The organism is Paenirhizobium selenitireducens ATCC BAA-1503 (assembly GCF_000518785.1).
In the GTDB taxonomy this organism is placed as follows: domain Bacteria; phylum Pseudomonadota; class Alphaproteobacteria; order Rhizobiales; family Rhizobiaceae; genus Allorhizobium; species Allorhizobium selenitireducens.
This window is the reverse complement of the sequence record NZ_JAEG01000001.1, coordinates 308613-328487: the sequence shown is the minus strand read 5'-3', so window position 1 is coordinate 328487 and position 19875 is coordinate 308613. Positions and strand designations below refer to the sequence as shown.

At 64.1% G+C, this 19875-nt stretch carries 20 protein-coding genes; 12 read left to right on the top strand and 8 right to left on the bottom strand.

Annotated elements, in window-relative coordinates:
• Nucleotides 1–103 precede the first annotated feature (103 nt).
• The 3 genes from hfq (at nt 104) to L867_RS0101640 (ending at nt 3153) form a co-directional block, all read left to right on the top strand.
• A complete protein-coding gene (hfq, locus tag L867_RS0101650; protein ID WP_028735264.1) occupies nt 104–355 on the top strand; it encodes an RNA chaperone Hfq in 252 nt (83 codons plus the stop codon).
• Nucleotides 351–1766, top strand: a complete 1416-nt coding sequence (gene hflX / locus L867_RS0101645; protein WP_104368098.1) for a GTPase HflX — start codon at nt 351–353, stop codon at nt 1764–1766. The genes hfq and hflX overlap by 5 nt, the downstream gene beginning before the upstream one ends.
• A 799-nt stretch (nt 1767–2565) precedes the next feature.
• Nucleotides 2566–3153 (top strand): YdeI/OmpD-associated family protein, encoded by a 588-nt coding sequence (locus L867_RS0101640; RefSeq protein ID WP_028735262.1) that lies wholly within the window; start codon nt 2566–2568, stop codon nt 3151–3153.
• Between the two features lie 408 nt (nt 3154–3561).
• Here the strand turns inward: L867_RS0101640 and L867_RS0101635 are convergent, their stop codons facing one another.
• A complete protein-coding gene (locus L867_RS0101635) occupies nt 3562–4431 on the bottom strand; it encodes an aldo/keto reductase family oxidoreductase (RefSeq protein ID WP_037172303.1) in 870 nt (289 codons plus the stop codon).
• A gap of 94 nt (nt 4432–4525) precedes the next feature.
• On the opposite strand from L867_RS0101635, the gene L867_RS0101630 reads away from it, so the two are divergent.
• Nucleotides 4526–5434, top strand: a complete 909-nt coding sequence (locus L867_RS0101630; protein WP_028735260.1) for a LysR family transcriptional regulator — start codon at nt 4526–4528, stop codon at nt 5432–5434.
• A 9-nt stretch (nt 5435–5443) separates the two neighbouring features.
• On the opposite strand, the gene mazG is transcribed toward L867_RS0101630, so the two are convergent.
• Together mazG and L867_RS0101620 are read right to left on the bottom strand one after the other, a co-directional pair.
• Nucleotides 5444–6295 carry a nucleoside triphosphate pyrophosphohydrolase gene (mazG, locus tag L867_RS0101625; protein WP_028735259.1) on the bottom strand — a complete coding sequence of 284 codons (852 nt, stop codon included), beginning with the start codon at nt 6293–6295 and terminating at the stop codon, nt 5444–5446.
• A 21-nt stretch (nt 6296–6316) separates the two neighbouring features.
• On the bottom strand, nt 6317–6898 hold the full coding sequence (locus tag L867_RS0101620) for a deaminase (protein ID WP_028735258.1): 582 nt from the start codon (nt 6896–6898) through the stop codon (nt 6317–6319).
• Nucleotides 6899–7160: 262 nt separating this feature from the next.
• On the opposite strand from L867_RS0101620, the gene cysG reads away from it, so the two are divergent.
• The 5 genes from cysG (at nt 7161) to L867_RS0101595 (ending at nt 12124) form a co-directional block, all read left to right on the top strand.
• The gene (gene cysG / locus L867_RS0101615) at nt 7161–8603 is read left to right on the top strand and encodes a siroheme synthase CysG (RefSeq protein ID WP_028735257.1); all 1443 of its coding nucleotides are present in this window, start codon (nt 7161–7163) and stop codon (nt 8601–8603) included.
• 1 nt (nt 8604) lies between these two features.
• Nucleotides 8605–8919, top strand: coding sequence for a DUF2849 domain-containing protein (locus L867_RS0101610; RefSeq protein ID WP_028735256.1), 315 nt, complete (start codon nt 8605–8607; stop codon nt 8917–8919).
• Nucleotides 8920–8927: 8 nt separating this feature from the next.
• Nucleotides 8928–10598, top strand: a complete 1671-nt coding sequence (locus L867_RS0101605; RefSeq protein WP_028735255.1) for a nitrite/sulfite reductase — start codon at nt 8928–8930, stop codon at nt 10596–10598.
• A gap of 12 nt (nt 10599–10610) precedes the next feature.
• Nucleotides 10611–11123 (top strand): DUF934 domain-containing protein, encoded by a 513-nt coding sequence (locus tag L867_RS0101600; protein ID WP_028735254.1) that lies wholly within the window; start codon nt 10611–10613, stop codon nt 11121–11123.
• 188 nt (nt 11124–11311) lie between these two features.
• Nucleotides 11312–12124 (top strand): ferredoxin--NADP reductase, encoded by an 813-nt coding sequence (locus L867_RS0101595; RefSeq protein ID WP_028735253.1) that lies wholly within the window; start codon nt 11312–11314, stop codon nt 12122–12124.
• A 92-nt stretch (nt 12125–12216) separates the two neighbouring features.
• Here L867_RS0101595 and L867_RS0101590 read toward each other — a convergent pair whose 3' ends face one another.
• The 5 genes from L867_RS0101590 to L867_RS24305 form a co-directional block, all read right to left on the bottom strand.
• Nucleotides 12217–12840 (bottom strand): GntR family transcriptional regulator, encoded by a 624-nt coding sequence (locus tag L867_RS0101590; protein ID WP_028735252.1) that lies wholly within the window; start codon nt 12838–12840, stop codon nt 12217–12219.
• 222 nt (nt 12841–13062) lie between these two features.
• Nucleotides 13063–14268: an ABC transporter permease gene (locus L867_RS0101585; protein ID WP_028735251.1), complete on the bottom strand. Its 1206-nt coding sequence runs from the start codon at nt 14266–14268 to the stop codon at nt 13063–13065.
• Nucleotides 14258–14974, bottom strand: a complete 717-nt coding sequence (locus L867_RS0101580) for an ABC transporter ATP-binding protein (RefSeq protein ID WP_028735250.1) — start codon at nt 14972–14974, stop codon at nt 14258–14260. Before L867_RS0101580 ends, L867_RS0101585 begins: the two co-directional genes overlap by 11 nt.
• A gap of 9 nt (nt 14975–14983) precedes the next feature.
• A complete protein-coding gene (locus L867_RS24310) occupies nt 14984–16279 on the bottom strand; it encodes an efflux RND transporter periplasmic adaptor subunit (RefSeq protein ID WP_037172455.1) in 1296 nt (431 codons plus the stop codon).
• A gap of 217 nt (nt 16280–16496) precedes the next feature.
• Nucleotides 16497–17189 (bottom strand): ceramidase domain-containing protein, encoded by a 693-nt coding sequence (locus L867_RS24305; RefSeq protein WP_037172452.1) that lies wholly within the window; start codon nt 17187–17189, stop codon nt 16497–16499.
• A gap of 305 nt (nt 17190–17494) precedes the next feature.
• Here L867_RS24305 and L867_RS0101565 point away from each other — a divergent pair, with 305 nt between their 5' ends.
• Genes L867_RS0101565 through L867_RS0101555 form a run of 3 tightly spaced genes read left to right on the top strand, consistent with a single transcriptional unit; the run spans nt 17495 to nt 19867 of the window.
• Entirely contained in the window at nt 17495–18034 is a 540-nt protein-coding gene (locus L867_RS0101565; protein ID WP_169734057.1) for a Tgt2/MlaC family protein, read from the top strand.
• 10 nt (nt 18035–18044) lie between these two features.
• Nucleotides 18045–18752, top strand: coding sequence for an ABC transporter ATP-binding protein (locus tag L867_RS0101560; RefSeq protein ID WP_028735248.1), 708 nt, complete (start codon nt 18045–18047; stop codon nt 18750–18752).
• Nucleotides 18749–19867: an ABC transporter permease gene (locus L867_RS0101555; RefSeq protein ID WP_028735247.1), complete on the top strand. Its 1119-nt coding sequence runs from the start codon at nt 18749–18751 to the stop codon at nt 19865–19867. The genes L867_RS0101560 and L867_RS0101555 overlap by 4 nt, the downstream gene beginning before the upstream one ends.
• Nucleotides 19868–19875: the final 8 nt, after the last annotated feature.

Sequence of the window (19875 nt, the reverse complement as noted above, 5' to 3'; positions counted from 1 at the left end):
CTTCCAGATAAAGGGCTTGCAGGGGACAAACCCTACCTTTCTGACAAGCTTGAACAATAATTACACCGGCGCAAAGGCCGGCAAAAAAGAAAGAAGCGGCGCCATGGCGGAACGTTCTCAGAACCTGCAAGATCTATTTCTCAACACCGTTCGCAAGCAGAAGATTTCGCTGACGATCTTCCTGATCAACGGCGTGAAGCTCACGGGCGTGGTCACGTCCTTCGACAACTTCTGCGTCCTGCTGCGCCGCGACGGCCATTCGCAGCTTGTCTACAAGCACGCCATCTCGACCATCATGCCGGGCCAGCCGATGCAGATGTTCGAAAGCGAAGAGACCTCTTCGTCACAGGATTGAAGCCATAACCACCCGAGACACGAAAAACGAGTCGATCATCCCGGAGGACGAAAAGCCCCGGGATGACATGCGTGCCGTCGTCATTGTTCCGGTCCTGAAGCAGGGCCGCAATGCGGCGCCCGCCGCCGGCTCCGACAATAGCGTGGTCGCACCGAGCCGATCGAACGAAGCCCGGCTGGAAGAGGCGATGGGCCTTGCCCGCGCGATCGAGCTGACGATCGGCGAGGGCCTGATCGTGCCGGTCAACCAGCCGCGCCCGGCGACCCTGCTCGGCAGCGGCAAGATCGCCGAGATCGGCGAAAAGCTGGATGAGCACAATGCCGGCCTGGTGATCGTCGACCATCCGCTGACGCCGGTGCAGCAGCGCAATCTCGAGAAGGAATGGAACGCCAAGGTCATCGACCGGACGGGCCTGATCCTCGAAATCTTCGGCCGCCGCGCCTCCACCAAGGAAGGCACGCTGCAGGTCGAGCTGGCCCATCTCAACTACCAGAAGGGCCGTCTCGTGCGGTCCTGGACCCACCTTGAACGCCAGCGCGGTGGCGCGGGCTTCATGGGCGGCCCGGGCGAAACCCAGATCGAGGCCGACCGCCGCATGCTGCAGGACAAGATCATCAAGCTGGAGCGCGAGCTCGAGCAGGTGGTCCGCACCCGCCAGCTGCATCGCGCCAAGCGCCGCAAGGTGCCACATCCGATCGTGGCGCTGGTCGGCTATACCAATGCCGGCAAGTCGACGCTGTTCAACCGGATCACCGGGGCAGGGGTGCTGGCCGAGGACATGCTGTTCGCCACCCTCGACCCGACGCTGCGGCGGATGAAGCTGCCGCATGGCCGAACCGTCATCCTCTCCGACACCGTCGGTTTCATCTCCGACCTGCCGACGCATCTGGTCGCAGCGTTTCGCGCCACGCTGGAAGAAGTGCTGGAGGCCGATCTCATCCTGCATGTGCGCGACATGTCCGATCCGGACAATGGCGCGCAGGCGGGCGATGTGCTGCGCATCCTCTCCGACCTCGGCATCGACGACAAGGAGAAGTCGGAGCGCATCATCGAGATCTGGAACAAGATCGACCGGCTGGAGCCGGAAATGCATGATGCGCTGCTGCAGAAGGCAGCGACCCGCGAAAATGTCATGACCGTCTCGGCGATCACCGGCGAAGGCGTCGACCATCTGCTCGACGTGATTTCGCAGCGGCTGTCCGGCGTGCTGACCGAAGCGACGATCGTCATCCCCGCCGATAAGCAGGCGCTGATCTCCTGGGCCTACGAGAATGCCGTGGTCGACGGCCGCGAGGACCACGAGGACGGCTCCGTCAGCCTCGACCTGCGTCTCACCGCCCGCCAGGCCGACGAGCTGGAGCGCAAGCTCGGCAGCGGCCAGAAGGCGGAAAAGGAAGACTGGGAGCGGTGAGGCCGCCGGGCAGTGGATGCCCGACATAGCGCTTCTTTGTCCGCGACTGTCGACGCAACGGCTGTGAGCGGTCACGAATGATCTGGTGCACGTAGGGTACAGATTTCCGAGGACGGTCGTGACAAATGGAATTCCAAACCCGCAAGTGTGCGATACAGATCCCGCAGGCGATCCATGCGAGGTTGTGGAGCTGCTGCGTGAGGACCGTCCCTACCTGTCGCTTTCGTTGTTTTTTGCGTTCGCGGGATTGGCATGCAGTCAGTGAGTGTCGTCCGTTCTTGGTCTTGCGCCAGCAATCGAGTTCCTGTTGGCTGCAGCGGCTGTTGTGAGCGGCATCGTTCTTGCCGTCCGCGTCGTCAATCAGTCACCAATCTACCGCCCTGAAAATGCTCTGCTTGTCTCGGTATCCACCGAAGGGCTGGTTCTCGGGGCGCCGGTCAATCTGAGGTTCGACTGGCGTGAGCTGCAGTCCGTTCACCTCAGAAGAACCGGCAGCTACGGAAGGCTGCCGACCTATAGTCTTGTTGCCGACCGACTACTGCCGGCGCCGGCCGCCCCGGCAGGTCCTCCGATGCCTCAAACGGAAGAGCTTATGGTGCAGACAAAACCGATCGTGCTTGACCTTGGATTTCTCAGTGACCGTAAGGCGCTCTCTCTACGTGATAGTCTCCGATGTCATTTCCACACGTTCGGGAATCCTGTGCCGGAGGAGCCAGCGGATTATGATTCGACGTCATGGACAGGTGACACTACTTGGTAGAGCCGCCTAATGGATCGGAGCTGTTCCCAGGAGGATGTGATGAGCGACCAACGGCAGAAGCTGGACTCTTTCTTCTCCGAGGCCAAGGTGTGGCCGGAAGAACTGCGGGCGCTGAGGGAAATCCTGCTCGACTGTGGGCTCACGGAAGAATTCAAGTGGCGCGGGCCGTGCTACACATATGACGGCGGCAACGTCGCCATCCTCTGGGGATTCAAGGACAATGCCACGCTTGGCTTCTTCAAGGGCGTGCTTTTGAAGGACGAGCAAAACCTGCTTATGGCGCCGGGCGAGAATTCCCGTTCGTCACGGGTCCTGAAGTTTACCGACCTTGACCAGATCGGCAAAATGGAGCCGGTAATCCGTAGCTATGCGCTGGAGGCCATGGAACTTGAGAAGGCCGGCGCTACGGTCGATCTTGCGAAGAACGACTTCGTCTATCCCGAGGAACTGATCGCGGCCATGGAGGCGGACCCGCCGTTGCAGGAGGCCTTCGAAAAGCTGACGCCGGGACGCCGGCGCGGCTATGCTTTGTTTTTCGGGCAACCCAAGCAGGCAGCGACACGCGAAGGGCGTATCCGGAAGATGCGGGACAGGATTCTGGCAAGGAAGGGTATGCACGACCGTTAGGGCAGTGGCCGCCGCATTTGCGTCTCGCGCTGGTCTGATCCGCGTCTGCCGACCTTGGGCGGAGGAAGCTTCGCCGTTTGCCAAAGCGCCTTGATCCGGCCCAGCACCGCTCCTTCTCACTCCTAACTTGCTATTTCAAAAACGCATCCTATGGAGTTGAAATAATTGAGACACGCTACCTGATCTGGGTATGATGTCCACATCGTTCCTCGCCATGGCGACCGACATTGGCGTGCGCGAAATCCGGGTCGCCGATCTCGTCGGCGACCTTGTCCTGTTCGTCGCGGTTAGCGCCTCCAGTGGTTCGCTGGTCGCTTCGTCGATCTACCCATGGAGCGGCTCGATCCGACCCATCCCGGTCGATGCCGGCCGCCCCATCGGCCCTCAGCCGTGCGCCGCCGACATTCCTCAGATCGAGTCGAGGTCGTGGATCGCGTCTTCCGGCAGAACGAGATCCACCGCCGCGAGGTTTTCCTTCAGATGCGCGACCGACGACGTGCCCGGGATGAGCAGGATGTTCGGGGCGCGTTGCAGAAGCCAGGACAGGGCCACCTGCATGGGCGTGGCCCCGAGGCGTGCCGCGACGCCGGAGAGGGTCGTCGATTGCAGCGGGGCAAAGCCGCCGAGCGGAAAGAAGGGCACATAGGCGATGCCGTCGCGGGCGAGATCGTCGATCAGCGCGTCGTCATGGCGATGCGCGACGTTGTACATGTTCTGCACACAGACGATGTCGCAGATCTTGCGGGCATCGGACACCTGTCTGGCGGTGGCGTTGCTGAGCCCGATATGCCGGACCAGCCCCTGGCGCTGAAGCTCGGCCAGCGTCGTCACCGCCTCCTCGATCGGCCCTTCGGCAGGCCCATAGACATCGAACATCAGGCGGAGGTTGACCACGTCCATGGTCTCCAGGCCGAGATTGCGCAGATTGTCATGCACCGCTTGGGTCAGTTCGGCGGCCGTAAAGGCCAGGTCCCACGATCCGTCGGGGCCGCGTTTCGCGCCGATCTTGGTGACGATGGTCAGACCGTCGGGGTAGGGGTGCAGCGCTTCGCGGATGATCTGGTTGGTCACATGCGGTCCGTAGAAGTCGCTGGTATCGATATGGTCGATCCCGGCCTCGACGGCGGCGCGCAGCACGGCGACCGCGGCGCCCCGATCCTTGGGCGGTCCGAAGACGCCCGGCCCGGCGAGTTGCATGGCGCCGTAACCCATTCTCGTCACCTTGCGGTCCCCCAGTGCAAATGTCCCGGCCTTGTTCATGGTGTTGACGGTGTTCATGTCGATCTCCTTGTTCCGATGACCATGAGTTAGCGCTTGCCGGGCTTCGCGATAACCGGATAGGAATTGCACGGGCTGTACGGTGAGGCGGACAATGAATGTGGAGCTTGGCGATCTTTCTGCTTTCGTGGCCGTGGCGCGGGCCGGCGGTTTTCGCGAGGGCGCCCGCCTCAGCGGCTCCAGCGCATCGGGCCTGAGCGATGCGGTGCGCCGCCTGGAGGCGCAGCTCGGCGTGAGGCTGCTCAACCGCACGACCCGGAGCGTGGTCCCGACGGAAGCCGGCAGAGGCTTATTGGAACGTCTGATGCCGGCGCTATCGGAAATGGAAGCGGCGCTCGACGTCGTTAACGGCTTTCGCGAACGGCCGGCCGGAACGCTGCGTCTCAATGTGCCCGTCAGCGCCGCACGTCTGGTGCTGCCGCAGATCGTTCCGGCCTTTCTGGAAGCCTATCCGGACATCCAGCTGGAAGTCATCACGGAAGAGAGCTTCGTCGATGTGATCGCCGCCGGCTGCGACGCCGGCATCCGCTATGACGAGCGGCTGAGCCCCGACATGATCGCCGTGCCGATCGGCCCGCGCATCCAGCGTTTTGCCCTCGGCGCGTCTGCCGCCTATCTCGACCGGCGCGGGCGGCCCGACCATCCGCGCGACCTGCTGGCCCATGCGTGCCTGAGGTCGCGTTTCTCCAGCGGCGTCGAGACGGTGTGGGAGTTCGAGCGCGAGGGCGAAACGGTGGTCGTCGAGCCGGCCGGTCCGCTGCTGGTCACGGCCGGCGGCGGCAGCGATCTGGCCGTCAACGCCGCGATCGCCGGCACCGGGATCGTCGCACTCTTCGAAGACTGGCTTCGCCCGTATTTCGACAGCGGCGCGCTCGAGCCGGTTCTCGAACCCTGGTGGCCGAGCTTCTCGGGGCCGTTCCTCTACTATCCCGGCCGGCGCCTGGTGCCTGCGCCGCTGCGCGCCTTCATCGATTTCGTCAAGTCGTCACCCGCCGGGCGTTAAAGATTTCGCTCAGTCGAGCTGTCGCTCGCCGGCCTTCGCCTCCTGCCAAAGCTCTTCCATCCGCTCCAGCGTTGCGGCCTGGAGCGTTTCACTATTCGCTTCAAGAGTCCGCTCTATGTAGCCGAAACGCCTGCGAAATTTCGTATTCGTTCCGCGCAGGGCCTGTTCCGGATCGGCCTTCACATGGCGGCCGATATTGGCGAGCGCGAAGATCAGGTCGCCGAGTTCGTCGGCGATCTTGTCCGGCTCACCGGCTCTCAGCGCCTGGCGCAGTTCGCCGATCTCTTCCTCGATCTTGTCAAGGATCGGTTCGGCCTCCGACCAGTCGAAGCCGACCCTGGCGGCCTGTTCCTGGAGTTTCAGGGCTTCGGTCAGCGCCGGGAAGCTGCGCTGGACCGAGCCGAGGAAGCCGGCCTTCGGATCATCGGGCATGGGCTTGCCGGACGCCTTGGCGCGGGCGGCGTGACGTTCGGCGCGTTCCTGTTTTTCCTGCCGCTTGATCTCGTCCCATTGCAGCTTGACGGCGTCCGGCGTCGAAGCGTCCGAGACGGCGAAGACGTGCGGGTGGCGGCGGATCATCTTCCTGGTGATGGCCTCGACCACGTCGCCGAAGGCAAACAGCCCGGCCTCCTCGGCGATGCGGGCGTGGAACACCACCTGCAGCAGCAGGTCGCCGAGTTCGTCGCACAGATCGTCCGGATCGTTGCGCTCGATCGCGTCGGCCACCTCATAGGCCTCCTCGATCGTATAGGGCTTGATGGTCTCGAAGGTCTGCACCACGTCCCAGGGGCAGCCGGTCTCGGGCTCGCGCAGCGCCGCCATGATGTCAAGCAGGCGGGAAATGTCCTTGGAGGGTTCCATGCGGGTCTCTGTGCTGGGCGCTCAGTTGAGCGGAATGTCGTTGTCGGATTTGCCGGACTGATACTCTTGCGACAGCCGGTCGTAGACGGCGCGGATGCGCTTCGATTGGGTCACAAGCATCTCGGAATCGTCGTTCACCGCGACGAGGTCGGCGATGGCATAGGAGTTCCAGAAGGCGTTGGCCTTGCGATAGCCACCCGGCTCCAGGCCAAAAACCTCTTTCAGGATCTTCAGGTCGTGCGGGATGGCGAAGGCGTCGCGGCTGTCTTCATGGCTGAAGAAATAGTAGAAATTGTCGAAGCCGGCCCAGGTGATCGCCGACATGCACATGGTGCAGGGCTCATGGGTCGACAGGAAGATCAGGTCCTTGGTCGCCGGCCGTTCGCCCAGTTCGTAGAAGCGTTTCAGCGTGTGGACCTCGCCGTGCCAGAGCGGGTTTTCCAGCTCGTTGTTGGTTTCGGCCAATACCAGCGAGAGGTCGGATTTTCTCAGGATCGCCGCGCCGAACACCTTGTTGCCGGCCGCCACGCCCTTTTCCGTGAGCGGCAGGATATCGTCTTCGATGACGTCGAGCAGGCGGCGGGTGATGTCGGCGGCGGTCAAGGCGGTTCTCCTGGCTGGGTGAGGCCGATCCTATCGGCGGGCCATGGCTGGTGAAAGGCGCAATCTTCGTTCGCGGCGCCGTTATCCCGTGCGTTTTGCTGCGCTGCCGCGTCGCGTCGGTGCGGCTCGGTGAGATTTGCTCACTTCCGCGCAAAGCCTAGCAAAGAAATATCCATCACCGAAGCCCGACGGATTTCTGTTTCTTCAATCCCTTGTCGAATACATGGATAAATGGGCAGTCTTCCAGAACGCGGAATCGGGCATGGGCGTGAGCGAACAGCGACTTTCGGTATTTCCGGCCTTTTTCAAGGTCGCGAACGCCGTTGCCGTGGTGTTTGGCAACGGGCCGGAGGCCTTTGCCAAGACCCGCCTGCTGCGCAACACCCAGGCGCGCATTGTCGTTTATGCCGAAGCGCCCGACGCCGATTATGCCGCCTATCTGACCGAGCACGACATCGAAACAGTGGCTCGCAGCTTTGCCCCCTCCCAGGTCGAGGACGCGGTTCTGGTGTTCGCCGCGACCGGTAATGCGGAGCTCGACCGCGCCATCGTGCGGGCTGCCCGCGCCCGCCGCATCCCGGCCAATGCCGTCGACCAGCCGGACTTCTGCGATTTCTATACGCCGGCTCTGGTCAACCGGGCGCCGATCGCCGTTGCCATCGGTACGGAGGGGGCGGGGCCGGTGCTTGCCCAGATGATCCGCGCCGACATCGACCGCCTGCTGCCGCGGACGCTTGGTCATCTGGCGCAGCTGGCCAACAGCTATCGCGCCGCGGTCGACCGTCTGCTGCCGCGCGGCCTGCCTCGTCGGATGTTCTGGCGCTCCTTCTTCAAGGGCCAGGTTGCCGATGCCGTCGCCTCCGGCGACGTCCACGATGCCCGCCGCCGCGCAACCCGTCTGCTCAAGGACGCGGTGAACGAGAAGACCGAAGGCCGGATCTTCCTGGTTGGCGCCGGACCGGGTGCGGAAGACCTTTTGACCCTGCGTGCCCACCGGCTGCTGATGGAATGCGACGTCATCGTGCATGACGCGCTGGTGCCTCAGGCCGTCATCGACATGGGGCGCCGCGATGCCACCCGCATTCCCGTAGGCAAGCGCAAGGGCTGCCACTCGAAGACCCAGGACGAGATCAACGACCTGCTGGTCGAACTCGGCCGCGAAGGCAAGCGCGTGGTGCGGCTGAAATCCGGCGACCCGCTGGTCTTCGGCCGTGCTGGCGAAGAAATGGCGGCGCTGCGCGAGGCGGGCGTCGCCTACGAGGTCGTGCCGGGCATCACTTCGGCGCTTGCCGCCGCCGCCGATTTCGAGCTGCCGCTGACGCTGCGCGGTGTTGCGTCCTCGCTGGTCTTCACCACCGGCCACGACCTCCATGGCGAGACCCTGCCGGACTGGGCGCGGCTTGCGCTGTCGGGCGCCACGGTCGCCGTCTATATGGGCCGCAGCAATGCCGCTTCCGTCGCCGGCCGCCTGATGGCGTCGGGGCTTTCCGAAGACACGACCGTCGCCGTCGTCGAGAATGCCGGGCGCCGCGACAGCCGCCTCATGCACGGCACGCTGGCCGAGCTGCCGGCGCTCGAAGCGCGCGACGAACTCAAAGGTCCGGTGATGGTGATCATCGGCGATGCCGTCGCCGGCGGCAATTTTACCCGTTCCGAACCGCTGCGCGGCACGATCGCCAGCCTTGCCCCTTTCGAGAGGACATGACATGGCAGACAAAGTACTGACCGCCAATCGCCTGGGCGACGGCATTGCCGTCTGGCTCGACGCCAACGGCCGGTGGACCGAAAAGCTGCAGGACGCGTTTGTGGCGCGCCATGCCGAAGCGGTCGCGGCGATCGAGGAGGCCGGCCGCAAGGCCTTTGCCAGCAACCTGGTTCTCGACGTCAACGTCATCGAGGTCGAGGAAAAGGGCGGCCTGCTGCGGCCCTTGCGTCTTCGCGAGCGCATCCGTGCCGAGGGTCCGACCATCGCCTATGCGGACGGCCACGGTTTCGCCGATCCCGCCTTCATTGCCGCCTGAGGATTTCCATGTACCGCTATGATGAATTCGACCACGCCTTCGTTTCGGCCCGCGTCGAGCAGTTCCGCGACCAGGTGACCCGCCGTCTCTCGGGCGAGATCGCCGAGGACGCGTTTCGCCCGCTGCGCCTGATGAACGGCGTCTACCTGCAGCTGCACGCCTACATGCTGCGGGTCGCCATTCCCTATGGCACGCTGAATTCGAAGCAGATGCGCATGCTCGCTCATATCGCCCGACGCTACGACCGGGGCTATGGCCATTTTACCACCCGCCAGAACATCCAATACAACTGGCCGAAGCTCTCCGACACGCCGGACATTCTTGCCGAACTGGCGAGCGTCGAGATGCACGCGATCCAGACCTCGGGCAACTGCATCCGCAACGTTACGGCCGACCATTTCGCCGGTGCTGCCGCCGACGAGGTCGCCGATCCGCGTCCCTATGCGGAAATCCTGCGCCAGTGGTCTTCCGTCCATCCGGAATTCTCCTTCCTGCCGCGCAAGTTCAAGATCGCCGTGACCGGCGCGCCGCGCGACCGGGCCGCGATCCAGGTGCACGACATCGGCCTGCATCTGAAGAAGAACGAAGCCGGCGAGCTGGGCTTTGCGGTTTATGTCGGCGGCGGGCAGGGGCGCACGCCGCTGGTCGCCAAGCTGATCCGCGACTTCCTGCCGGAAGAGGACCTGCTGACCTATGTGACGGCGATCGTGCGCGTATACAACCTGCACGGCCGGCGCGACAACAAGTACAAGGCCCGCATCAAGATCCTCGTGCACGAGACCGGCGTCGAGGAAGTGACGCGTCAGGTGGAGGCCGAGTTCGAGCAGATCCGTGAGAGCGAACTGAAGCTGCCGGAAGGCGACATCCGCGCGATCGAGACCTATTTCGCCCCGCCTGCTCTGCCCGACCGTGCGGATGGCTGGGAGGCTCTTGCCCGCGCCAAGAAGGCCGATGGCGCCTTTGCCGCCTGGGCGGCCCAGAACGTCCAGCCGCATCGTCATCCGGACTACGGCATGGTGACGATCTCGCTGAAACCCATCGGCGGCACGCCGGGCGATGCCAGCGACGTGCAGATGGACGTGGTCGCCGATGTCGCCGAGCGGCTGGCCTTCGACGAGATCCGCGTCAGCCACGAGCAGAACCTGATCCTGCCGCATGTGGCGCTCGGCGATCTCTATGCCGTCTACCAGGCACTGGAGGCATCCGGCCTTGCCACGGCCAATGCCGGGCTGATCACCGATATCATCGCCTGCCCGGGGCTCGACTACTGCGCGCTCGCAAATGCGCGCTCGATCCCGGTCGCGCAGGAAATCTCGACGCGCTTCGGATCGCCGGAGCGCCAGGCCGAGATCGGCGAGCTGAAGATCAAGATCTCCGGCTGCATCAATGCCTGCGGTCATCACCATGTCGGCCATATCGGCCTGCTCGGCGTCGAGAAGAAGGGCGCGGAGCTCTACCAGATCACGCTCGGCGGCTCCGGCGACGAGAACACCTCGATCGGCGAGATCATCGGCCGGGGTTTCGAGCCGGAGCGCGTGACCGATGCGATCGAGACCATCGTCGACACCTATCTCGGCCTGCGCCTCGAACCGAAGGAAACCTTCATCGACGCCTATCGCCGGGTCGGTCCGAAACCCTTCAAGGAAGCCCTTTACGGCCAGACGGCCGAGGCGGCCTGAGAAATGGACAAGATGACCAAGATCTGGAACCAGTCGGGTTTCCTCGACAACGACACCTGGGTGATCGAGACGGACGAGATCAAGGCGGGCGAGGGCGAGCGCGCCATCGTCGGCCTCGACGTCTTCCTCGACGCCGTGGAACACAGCAACGAGAACGGCTTCGGCGTGCTCTTGAAGCCGTCCGACGACGTCGCAAGGCTCGCGCCGCATCTCGACCGAATCGCGCTGGTCGCGATCAGCTTTCCGGCCTTCAGCGACGGCCGCGGGTTCAGCCATGCGACGCTGCTGCGCCAGCGGCTTGGCTTTGCCGGCGAGGTCCGGGCGGTCGGCGACGTGCTGATCGACCAGGTGCCGCTGATGCTCCGGACCGGGTTCAGCAGTTTTGCCGTCTCCAATCCGGTGGCGCTGGCGCGTCTGGCGGAAAACCGGCTGCCGGGGATCGCCGAACGCTACCAGCCGAGTGTTTCGCCTTCGACCGCGGCCGGTGGCTTCAGTTGGCGCCGGATCGGCAGTCGCGGGGCATAAAACATAAGAATGTCGAGATGTATTTGGACTGAATTGACAGAGGTCAAGGAAAGCCATTCTCGACTGAGGCATCCGATAGAGGCGACGAAACGCTGGACGCGGCCAAATGCCGGCTTTTTCCGCTGCGAGACTTGCGGTATAGGGCTGCCAGCGAAAGTCAGTCAGGCGACCATAGGAACCAAAGACGCATGAATGCTCCCGTCAAGACCGAGAATGCCGAACTGATCGTCCCGGAAGGCGTCTATGCCGAGACCGTGCTCAGCGTGACTCACTACACGGACCGGCTGTTCCGCTTCCGCATGACGCGGCCGCCCGGCTTCCGTTTCCGCTCCGGCGAGTTCGCCATGATCGGCCTGATGGTCGACGGCAAGCCGCTTTATCGCGCCTATTCGATCGCAAGCCCGTCCTGGGACGAAGAGCTCGAATTCTTCTCGATCAAGGTTCCCGACGGTCCGCTGACCCAGCACCTGCAGGCGATCAAGCCCGGCGACCGCGTGCTGATGCGCAAGAAGCCGACGGGCACACTGGTGCTCGATGCGCTGACGCCCGGCAAGCGGCTCTACATGTTCTCGACCGGCACCGGGATTGCGCCTTTCGCCAGCTTGATCCGCGATCCGGAAACCTATGAAAAGTTCGAGGAGGTCATCCTCACCCACACCTGCCGCGAAGTGGCCGAGCTGCAGTACGGTTTCGATCTCATCAACGAGATCAAGGCGGACGAGATGCTGAGCGAGATCGTCGGCGACAAGCTCAAGCACTATGCGACGGTCACTCGCGAGGACTATCCGTTCCAGGGCCGCATCACCGACCTGATGGAGAGCGGCAAGCTCTATACCGATCTGGGTGTGCCGCCGCTTGATCCGGCAATCGACCGCGGCATGATCTGCGGTTCGACGGCGATGCTGAAGGACACCAAGGCCCTGCTTGAAAAGGCGGGCCTGACCGAAGGCGCCAACAACAAGCCGGCAGAATTCGTCATCGAGCGCGCCTTCGTCGGCTGACGCGATCCGCTCCGTGTTCCAAAATGCAGCGCCCGGCCATTGGCCGGGCGTTTTGTTTTCTTGAGCCAGGCTTCTGGTCTGAGCGGGTGCGCTCAGCCTTCGCTCAGATAGGCGATCAGCGCTTCCATGGCGCTCTCGGCTGCGTCGCCCTTGCCCTGTTGGATCGCGCGGATGACGGCGACATGCAGCGAGACCGAGCGGTCCATCTTTCCCACCGTGGCGCGCGCATACCACATGCGCCGCGAATGGGACTGAAGCGGCGCGAGGGCGGAGATCAGGAACGGATTGGGGCAGGCCTCCTCGATGATCTCGTCAAATTCCTTGTCGGCGCTGAGGAAGGCGTCGAAGCTTCCGGCGGTGGCGGCCGAGGTCATCGCCTGGGCGCACTCGAGCAGGGCCATGCGCTGAGCTTCATCGACGTTCTCGGCTGCGAGCCTGGCCAGCAGCGGCTCAAGTTTCAGGCGGATCGCCATGATGGCCTTGTGATCGGTCGGCTGGATTTCAGCGATCTGCAGGCCGACGCGCGGGCGGACCAGCACGAGCCCTTGCCATTCGAGCTTCTGGATCGCTTCGCGCACCGGCGTTCGGCCATAGCCCGACAGTTCGATCAACTGCCGTTCATTCACCAGTGCGCCGGGCTTCAGCTTCAGTGTGACGATCTGCTGTTCGAGCGCCAGGTAGGCGAGGTGGCTCTGAGAGCCGGTAATTCCAGTCATGCGCCCCTCCAGTGATATATTTCAGATTGTCATGTCGCATTCGGAATGGCAAGGCGGGCTGATATATCAAGGCGCGTGCGACGATGCTGTGGAGGCGCCGTCGGTGTGGCCGCCCCCCGCATGACGATCCGCATTTGCCCGGTGCCGGGCAGGCCGCCGCGCGGCTGGAGGGCGCGGCGGATCTGCCAGGTGCCAAGGCCCGGGGGCGATGGGGCCGCCTGCCTATTCGTGCCTCAGCGCTTCGATCGGGTTGAGCTGTGCTGCGCGGCGCGCCGGGAAATAGCCGAATACCATGCCGATCGCGGCAGAGAAGCCGAAGGCCAGGGCGATCACGGACGGGCTGCTGACGAACGGGACGTGCATGTAGCTCACGGCGCTGTAAGCCAGACCAAGACCCAGCAGGATACCGATGATCCCCCCCGCGAGCGACAGGGTCACCGCCTCGACGAGAAACTGCATCAGTACCTGCTGCTCCAGAGCGCCGATCGCAAGGCGGATGCCGATTTCGCGGGTGCGTTCGGTGACGGAGACCAGCATGATGTTCATGATGCCGATGCCGCCGACCAAGAGGCTGACGGCGGCCACCGCGCCGAGCAGGCCGGTCATCAGTGTCGTCGTACCGGTCAGCGTCGAGGCCATCTGGGTCATGTCGTTGACCGAAAAGTCGTCCTCGCGCCCGGCGATGATCTTGCGCCGCTCGCGCAGCAATCGCTCGACATTGGCCTGGATCTTCGAGGTGGACACGCCGTTCTCGGCGGAGAGGATCATGCTCGACACTTCGGTTGAGCCGCCGATCCGCCGCTGGAACACCTTGAGCGGCATCACCACGATGTCGTCCTGGTCGCTGCCCATGCCGCTCTGGCCCTTCTTGCCCAGCGTGCCGATGACTTCGCAGGAGATGCCGCCGACGCGGATGCTTTGCTCAAGCGCCGGCGTGGAGCCAAACAGTTCGCTGCGCACGGTCTCGCCGATGACGCAAACGGCCTGACCGCCGCGTTCTTCCGAAACGAGGAAGGTCCGGCCGCTGGCAATCGTCCAGTCCTGGGCGATGAAATAGCCGCTGGTTGTGCCTGTGACGGTTGTCGAGTGGTTTTCGCCACCGTAGATGACCGTCTGGCTCGACTGGTTGACGCCCGCCACGGCGCGTAGCCCACTGATCTGGTCGCTGACGGCCTGGACGTCGCGCTCGGTGAACTTCTTGGCATCGGAGCTGGCACGACCCGGGCCGAACTGGCCGGGGCGGACGAAGAGAAGATTGGTGCCGAGCTTGGAGATTTCTGCGGTCACCTGCGCGGTCGTGCCGTTGCCGATCGTCACCATGGCAATGACGGCGGCAACGCCGATGACGACGCCGAGGACTGTCAGGAAAGAGCGCAGCATGTTGCGGCTGATGGCCCGAAGCGCGAGTTTCACAGTCTCAAAGAACATCTGCGGCGACCTTTCCGTTCTGGCTGTCGGAATGCAGGCGGCCATCGAGGAAGCGCAAATGGCGCTTGGCGTAGGCGGCGATGTCTTCCTCGTGCGTGACCATGATGACCGTGATGCCGTGCTCCTCGTTCAAGCCCACCATCAGTTCCATGATTTCCTTGCTGGTCTTGGTGTCGAGGTTGCCGGTCGGTTCGTCGGCAAGCAGCACCTTCGGGCTGGTGACGATCGCGCGCGCGATCGCGACGCGCTGCTGCTGGCCGCCCGACAGCTCCTGCGTCGTGTGGTGCTCGCGGCCGGTGAGACCCACCTGCGCGAGGGCGATGTTGGCCAGACGGCGGCGCTCGCCGGCCTCCATGCCGCGATAGACAAGAGGCAATTCGACATTCTCGACCGCCGATGTGCGGGCAAGCAGGTTGAAGCCCTGGAACACGAAACCGAGCATGTGCCGGCGCAGCAGCGTATGCTGGCCGCGGTCGAGCCCCGATATCTGGATGCCCTGGAACAGGTACTCGCCGGAACTCGGTACGTCGAGGCAGCCGAGGATGTTCATCGCGGTCGACTTGCCGGAGCCGGACGGCCCCATGATCGCGACGAACTCGTTCTTCTCGATTACGAGATCGACGTTGTCGAGGGCGCGGATCGTCGCCTCGCCGCGGCCGTAGATCTTCGAGACCTGGCGAAATTCGATGAGCGGAGGGCTGGCCATGTCGCGCCCTCAGCCGTTCTTTTCCGCAGCATCGGTAATCAGCAGGTCGCCCTCGGCGATGGCCCCCTTGGTAACGACGGTATTTTGCCCATCGCTTGCGCCGATCTCGATGTTGACGGCCGTCGGCACGTCGTTCTTCATCAGCCAGACGGTGCGTTCGCTGCCCTCCGGTTCCGGCGCGCTGATCGACCCTGTGCGCGGCGGGCGAAACAGGCTGAACATCCCGCCGCCGCTCGAACTCGTCTGCGTCAGGCTTTCCGGCGGTGCATAGCGGAGTGCGGCGTTGGGGATGAGCAGCGCGCCCGCGATCGACTGGACGACGATGTCGGCGGTCGCGGTCATGCCGGGCCTCAGCAGCATCTGGTCGTTGTCGACCCGCAGAATGCCCATATAGGTCACGACGTCGTTGACGGTCTCGGACGCGTAGCGCACGTCGGTGATCTCGGCGGGGAAGCGCTTGTCGGAAAAGGCATCGACGGTGAAGGTCGCGGTCTGCCCGACCGCCACCTGGCCGACGTCGGCCTCATCGATATCGACCTGCAATTCCATCTGCCTGAGGTCGCCGGCGATGGTGAACAGCGTCGGCGCCTCGAGCGAGGCGGCGACGGTCGCGCCCGGATCGACGTCGCGCGACAGCACGATGCCGTCGATCGGCGAGACGATCGTCGCCTTGGAGAGATTGAGTTGGGCCTGTTCGAGCTCGGCTTCGGCGGAGAGTACGTTGGCCTCGGCGCTCGCCTTGGTGGCCTCTGCCGCCTCGAAGGTGAAACCAGCCGCGTCCATTTCCTGCTGACTGGAGACCCGGCTGTTGACCAGGGATTTGAGCCGATCGAAGGTTGCCTTGGCCGACTTCATGTCGGCATCCGCCTTGGCGACGCTCGCCTTGGCCGATAGCAGGCTTGCCTGCGCGCTCTTGACATTGGCCTCGAGCTTGGCGGTGTCGAGACGCGCGACGACCTCGCCCTTCTTGACCGCGCTGTTGTAGTCGACCAGCACGTCGCGAATGGTGCCCGACTGCTCGCTCGACACGTCCACCTGCACGGTCGGCTCGACCGAACCGGTTGCCGTGACGAGAACGGTGAGGTCGCCTTTCTTGGCGGCTATCGTGGTGTAGGTATAGGCCGTGGCCTGAGTGCTGTACGACCAGTAGCCGTAGGCTGCGACAATGAACACGCCGGCCGCCAGCAGGCGCCATGTCCAGCGCGACCGGCCTCCGCGTTTGCGCGAGCTGCCGAGCAGCGCAGCCAGTTCCTTGGCATCGTCATTGGTGGCGGGGGGTGGGGTGGTGTCGGAATCGCTCGTCATGTCGCGTCCATCTTTTTCGATCATCCATCAATCTATGACCGGAAAGCAGCGGTCAGCTATTGACCCGTATCAAGTCCGGCTCATTGCGGTGTAAAACGATATCCGCCCCACCGCAGGTATCGTCCATGGCTGGTGTGTCACAGCCCTCGGCTGATGCGAAGTTAAATCTTCGTAATGGTCGCATTGACCGGCCCATGCCGCATAGCTTGCTTCGGCGTCACTTGTCCGTAGCTCGGCCGTTGCCGGGGGCAAATCGGATGAGAGCCGCCAGCAGCACGCCGAAGGCTAGGCAATTGGTGACGTGCCAGAGGAAATGCGTGCCGAACGGGACGACGGAGCAGAGCGGCATGTCGAGGCTGCGAAAGACGAAGGAGAGGAGGAACAGTGCGACCGCTACCACGGTCAGGCGAAACGATGGATGACGCTCCTTCCACACCATGCGACCGGTGGCGAGGACGACGAACAGCGCCGGCAGGTACTGGGTGGAACCGCTGACGGTATCTCCCAGCATATGCGTGTCCCGCATCGACAGCGCGAGCCCTGCAACGAACACGACAGCACCGAAGGCGACGGCGACGGGCAGGCCGATCGGAGGCCTGACCGAGTCCTTCAGCACGGCTGCGCCGTAGAGCGCGACAAAGGCCCAGATCGGCAGTACGTCGGCAAGCTCGGCCCAGCGCGTCGCAAAGGTGTGCCAGAGGAAGGAGCCGATGCCGATCGCCAAGGCAAGCGCCATCATAGCGATCAGGCCGGGAGAGAGGGAACGGGTGCGGAGCACATGCACGAGGGCAAGGAGGCTGACGACGACGACGAGCAGGCTGGAACTGGCATTCAGCGGTTCGCCCCAGAATCCCGGCGCCGTCCGTTCGCAATAGGCACCCGTAATCGGCACACTCCAGTCGCTTGTCATCACCGATTCCGTCGAACCCCAGGCCAAGAAGACCTGAACGAAGCACTCGCCTTCCTGCGGCCAATTGCTAATTTGCCGAGAGGCCTTTTCCTTTGCGCATTAGGGACGTCGCACTTATGATGTCAAGCGCGCGCTTGAGTAGTCGTGGGGACGATTCGCGCATTGGAAAAGGGAAAGTCCAGCCGCCTTCATCTTGCGGGGTACTTTCTGGGGTTGGCATGTACTTTTGGTTGAAGTCTGGACGTTCTGGCCGTGCGCAAGACTGCATGCGCGGTTTGCTCACAGTTTTGGTATGCCTGGTTTCCTTGGCAGGCCCAACGTTTCCCGCATCGGCTGCCAATATCGACGGTGCCATCGCCGCGGTCGAGAGGATCCATTCCCTGACGGTCGCATCGGCCAGCGGTCCAGCCTCCAAGCTCGCCCCCTTGCTTGAGCGCTATCTCGACCTTGACGAGATCGCCCGCAAGGTCGCCGGCAAGGCCTGGGATGCGGCCGGCGAGGCGGAGCGTCGCGACTTCCGGCTGGTGCTGCGCGACGTCATGGCCGTGGAACTCGATCGCCGCATCCGTCCGGACGATCGCCTGCGGGTCAACGATGCAAAGCCGCTGGGTTCGCGGGATGTCGTGGTGCTGACCTCGCAGATCCGTCGCGACGGCAGCGCGCGCAGGCTCGACTGGAAGATGCGGCCCTGCGGCGGTTCCTTCTGTTTGATCGATATCGTCGGCAATGGTGCCTCGCTGACCGTCGCCCGCCGCGACGACTACGCGCCGCGGATCAAGGCGCTCGGCGGTTCGCTCGCCGCGCTGACCAGGAGCCTGCGCGCCGAACTCGACGGCCGGAACTGAGAGCCTCTGCATGTCCCAACTGGTCGAACTCCGCAATTGCCGCCGTGACTATGACAACGGCCGCATCATTGCCCTGGACGATGTTTCCTTCTCGGTGGCGCGCGGCGATTTCATCGCCATCACCGGCCCGAGCGGCAGCGGCAAGTCGACGCTGCTCGACGTGCTGTGCGGCCTTGAAGAACCGAGCGCAGGCGAGGTGCTGTTCGATGGAGAGATCGTGCGGGGCAGGACGGACTGGGCGCGCATCCGCTCCGAGCGGATCGGCTTCGTCTTCCAGTCCTTCTATCTGATCCCGTCGCTGACGGTGGCGGAGAACATCGAACTCGCCATGCTGTGGCAGGGGATTTCGGCGCGTGACCGGCGCGAGCGGGTGGCGGAACTGCTGGAGCGTCTTGGCCTCGGTCAGCGCGGTCGCCAGCATCCGCTGCAACTGTCCGGCGGCGAGCGGCAGCGGGTGGCGATCGCCCGGGCGCTTGCCAACCGCCCCGAACTGATCGTCGCCGACGAACCGACGGGCAGTCTCGACAGCCGGTCGAGCGCCGACATCATCGACCTGCTCGAGGATCTGCAGCGCAACAATGCGATCACGGTCGTCATCGTCACCCATGACCGGGCGATCGCCGAACGCTGCGACCGGCGCGTCGAACTGGTCGACGGACGGATCGTTTCCGACCAGCGTGTTCCGCGGCTCGCCGCGACTTCCGAGGTCTCCGCATGAATCTCCTGACCTTGCCTGCCCGAAACCTCCTGTCGCAGAAACTTCGCTCCACGCTCACCGTGCTCGGCATCGCAGTGGCCGTCGGCAGTTTCGTCGCGCTCACCGGCCTGACGCGCGGCCTGCAGGACAGCTATGCCCAGGGCGTCGGCGATGTCGGCGGCGACTATGTCGTCAGCCAGCGCGGCACCTACAGCCTGGTCAGCAGTTCGATTTCCGCCGAACTGGTCGAGAGGCTCGATGCCGTGCCCGGCGTCGAGGAGGCGGCGGGCATCGTTCTGACGATCGCCGAGGTCGACGACGAGGCCAATATCTTCGTCACCGGCTGGCCGGACGACAGCTTCCTGTGGCGCTCGCTGGCGCTCGAACAAGGCGTGATCCCCACCGGCGACCGCGAAGTGGTGCTCGGCCGCACCGTCGCCGAGGCGCTCGGCAAGACGGTGGGCGACGAGATCCAGATCCAGTACGAGCCCTTCCGCATCACCGGCATCTCGGTGCCGGACTCGGTGTTCAACCAGAACGTCGCCGTGGCCCGTCTGAAGGGGCTCCAGGAACTTCTCGGCCGCCCGGCCAGCGTCTCGCTGGTGCAGATCCGCCTGGCGCGTCCGGTGGAACCGGACAGGGCGGCGACCGTCAAGGCGGCGCTCGCCAAGGTGTCGCCGACGATCGAGGTGAGCGACAGCGCGGAGTTCGCCGAGAACATGGACTTCGTCAAGACGGTCGATGCGGTCACCTCGGCGGTCTCGCTGATCATGATTCTCGCCTCGTCGATCCTGGTGGCCAATACGCTGCTGATGTCGGTCTCCGAGCGCGTCCAGGAATTCGGCATCCTCGCGGCGATCGGCTGGACGCCGGCGCGCATCCGCATGCTGGTGGTGGTCGAGGGGCTGATAATGTGCCTGATCGGCAGTTTCATCGGGGTCGGTCTCGGGATTGCCGGCATGCATCTGGTGTCGTGGCTGCGCATTTCGGCGGGCCTGCTCGAACCCTATCTGAGCCTGGGCATCGTCGCCGAGGCGCTGTTCTGGGTCGTGCTGGTCGGGCCGCTCGCCGCGCTCTATCCGGCCTGGCGTGTGACGCGCGCCACGCCGTCATCGGCGCTCCGCGGCATTCGCTGACTTTCCTG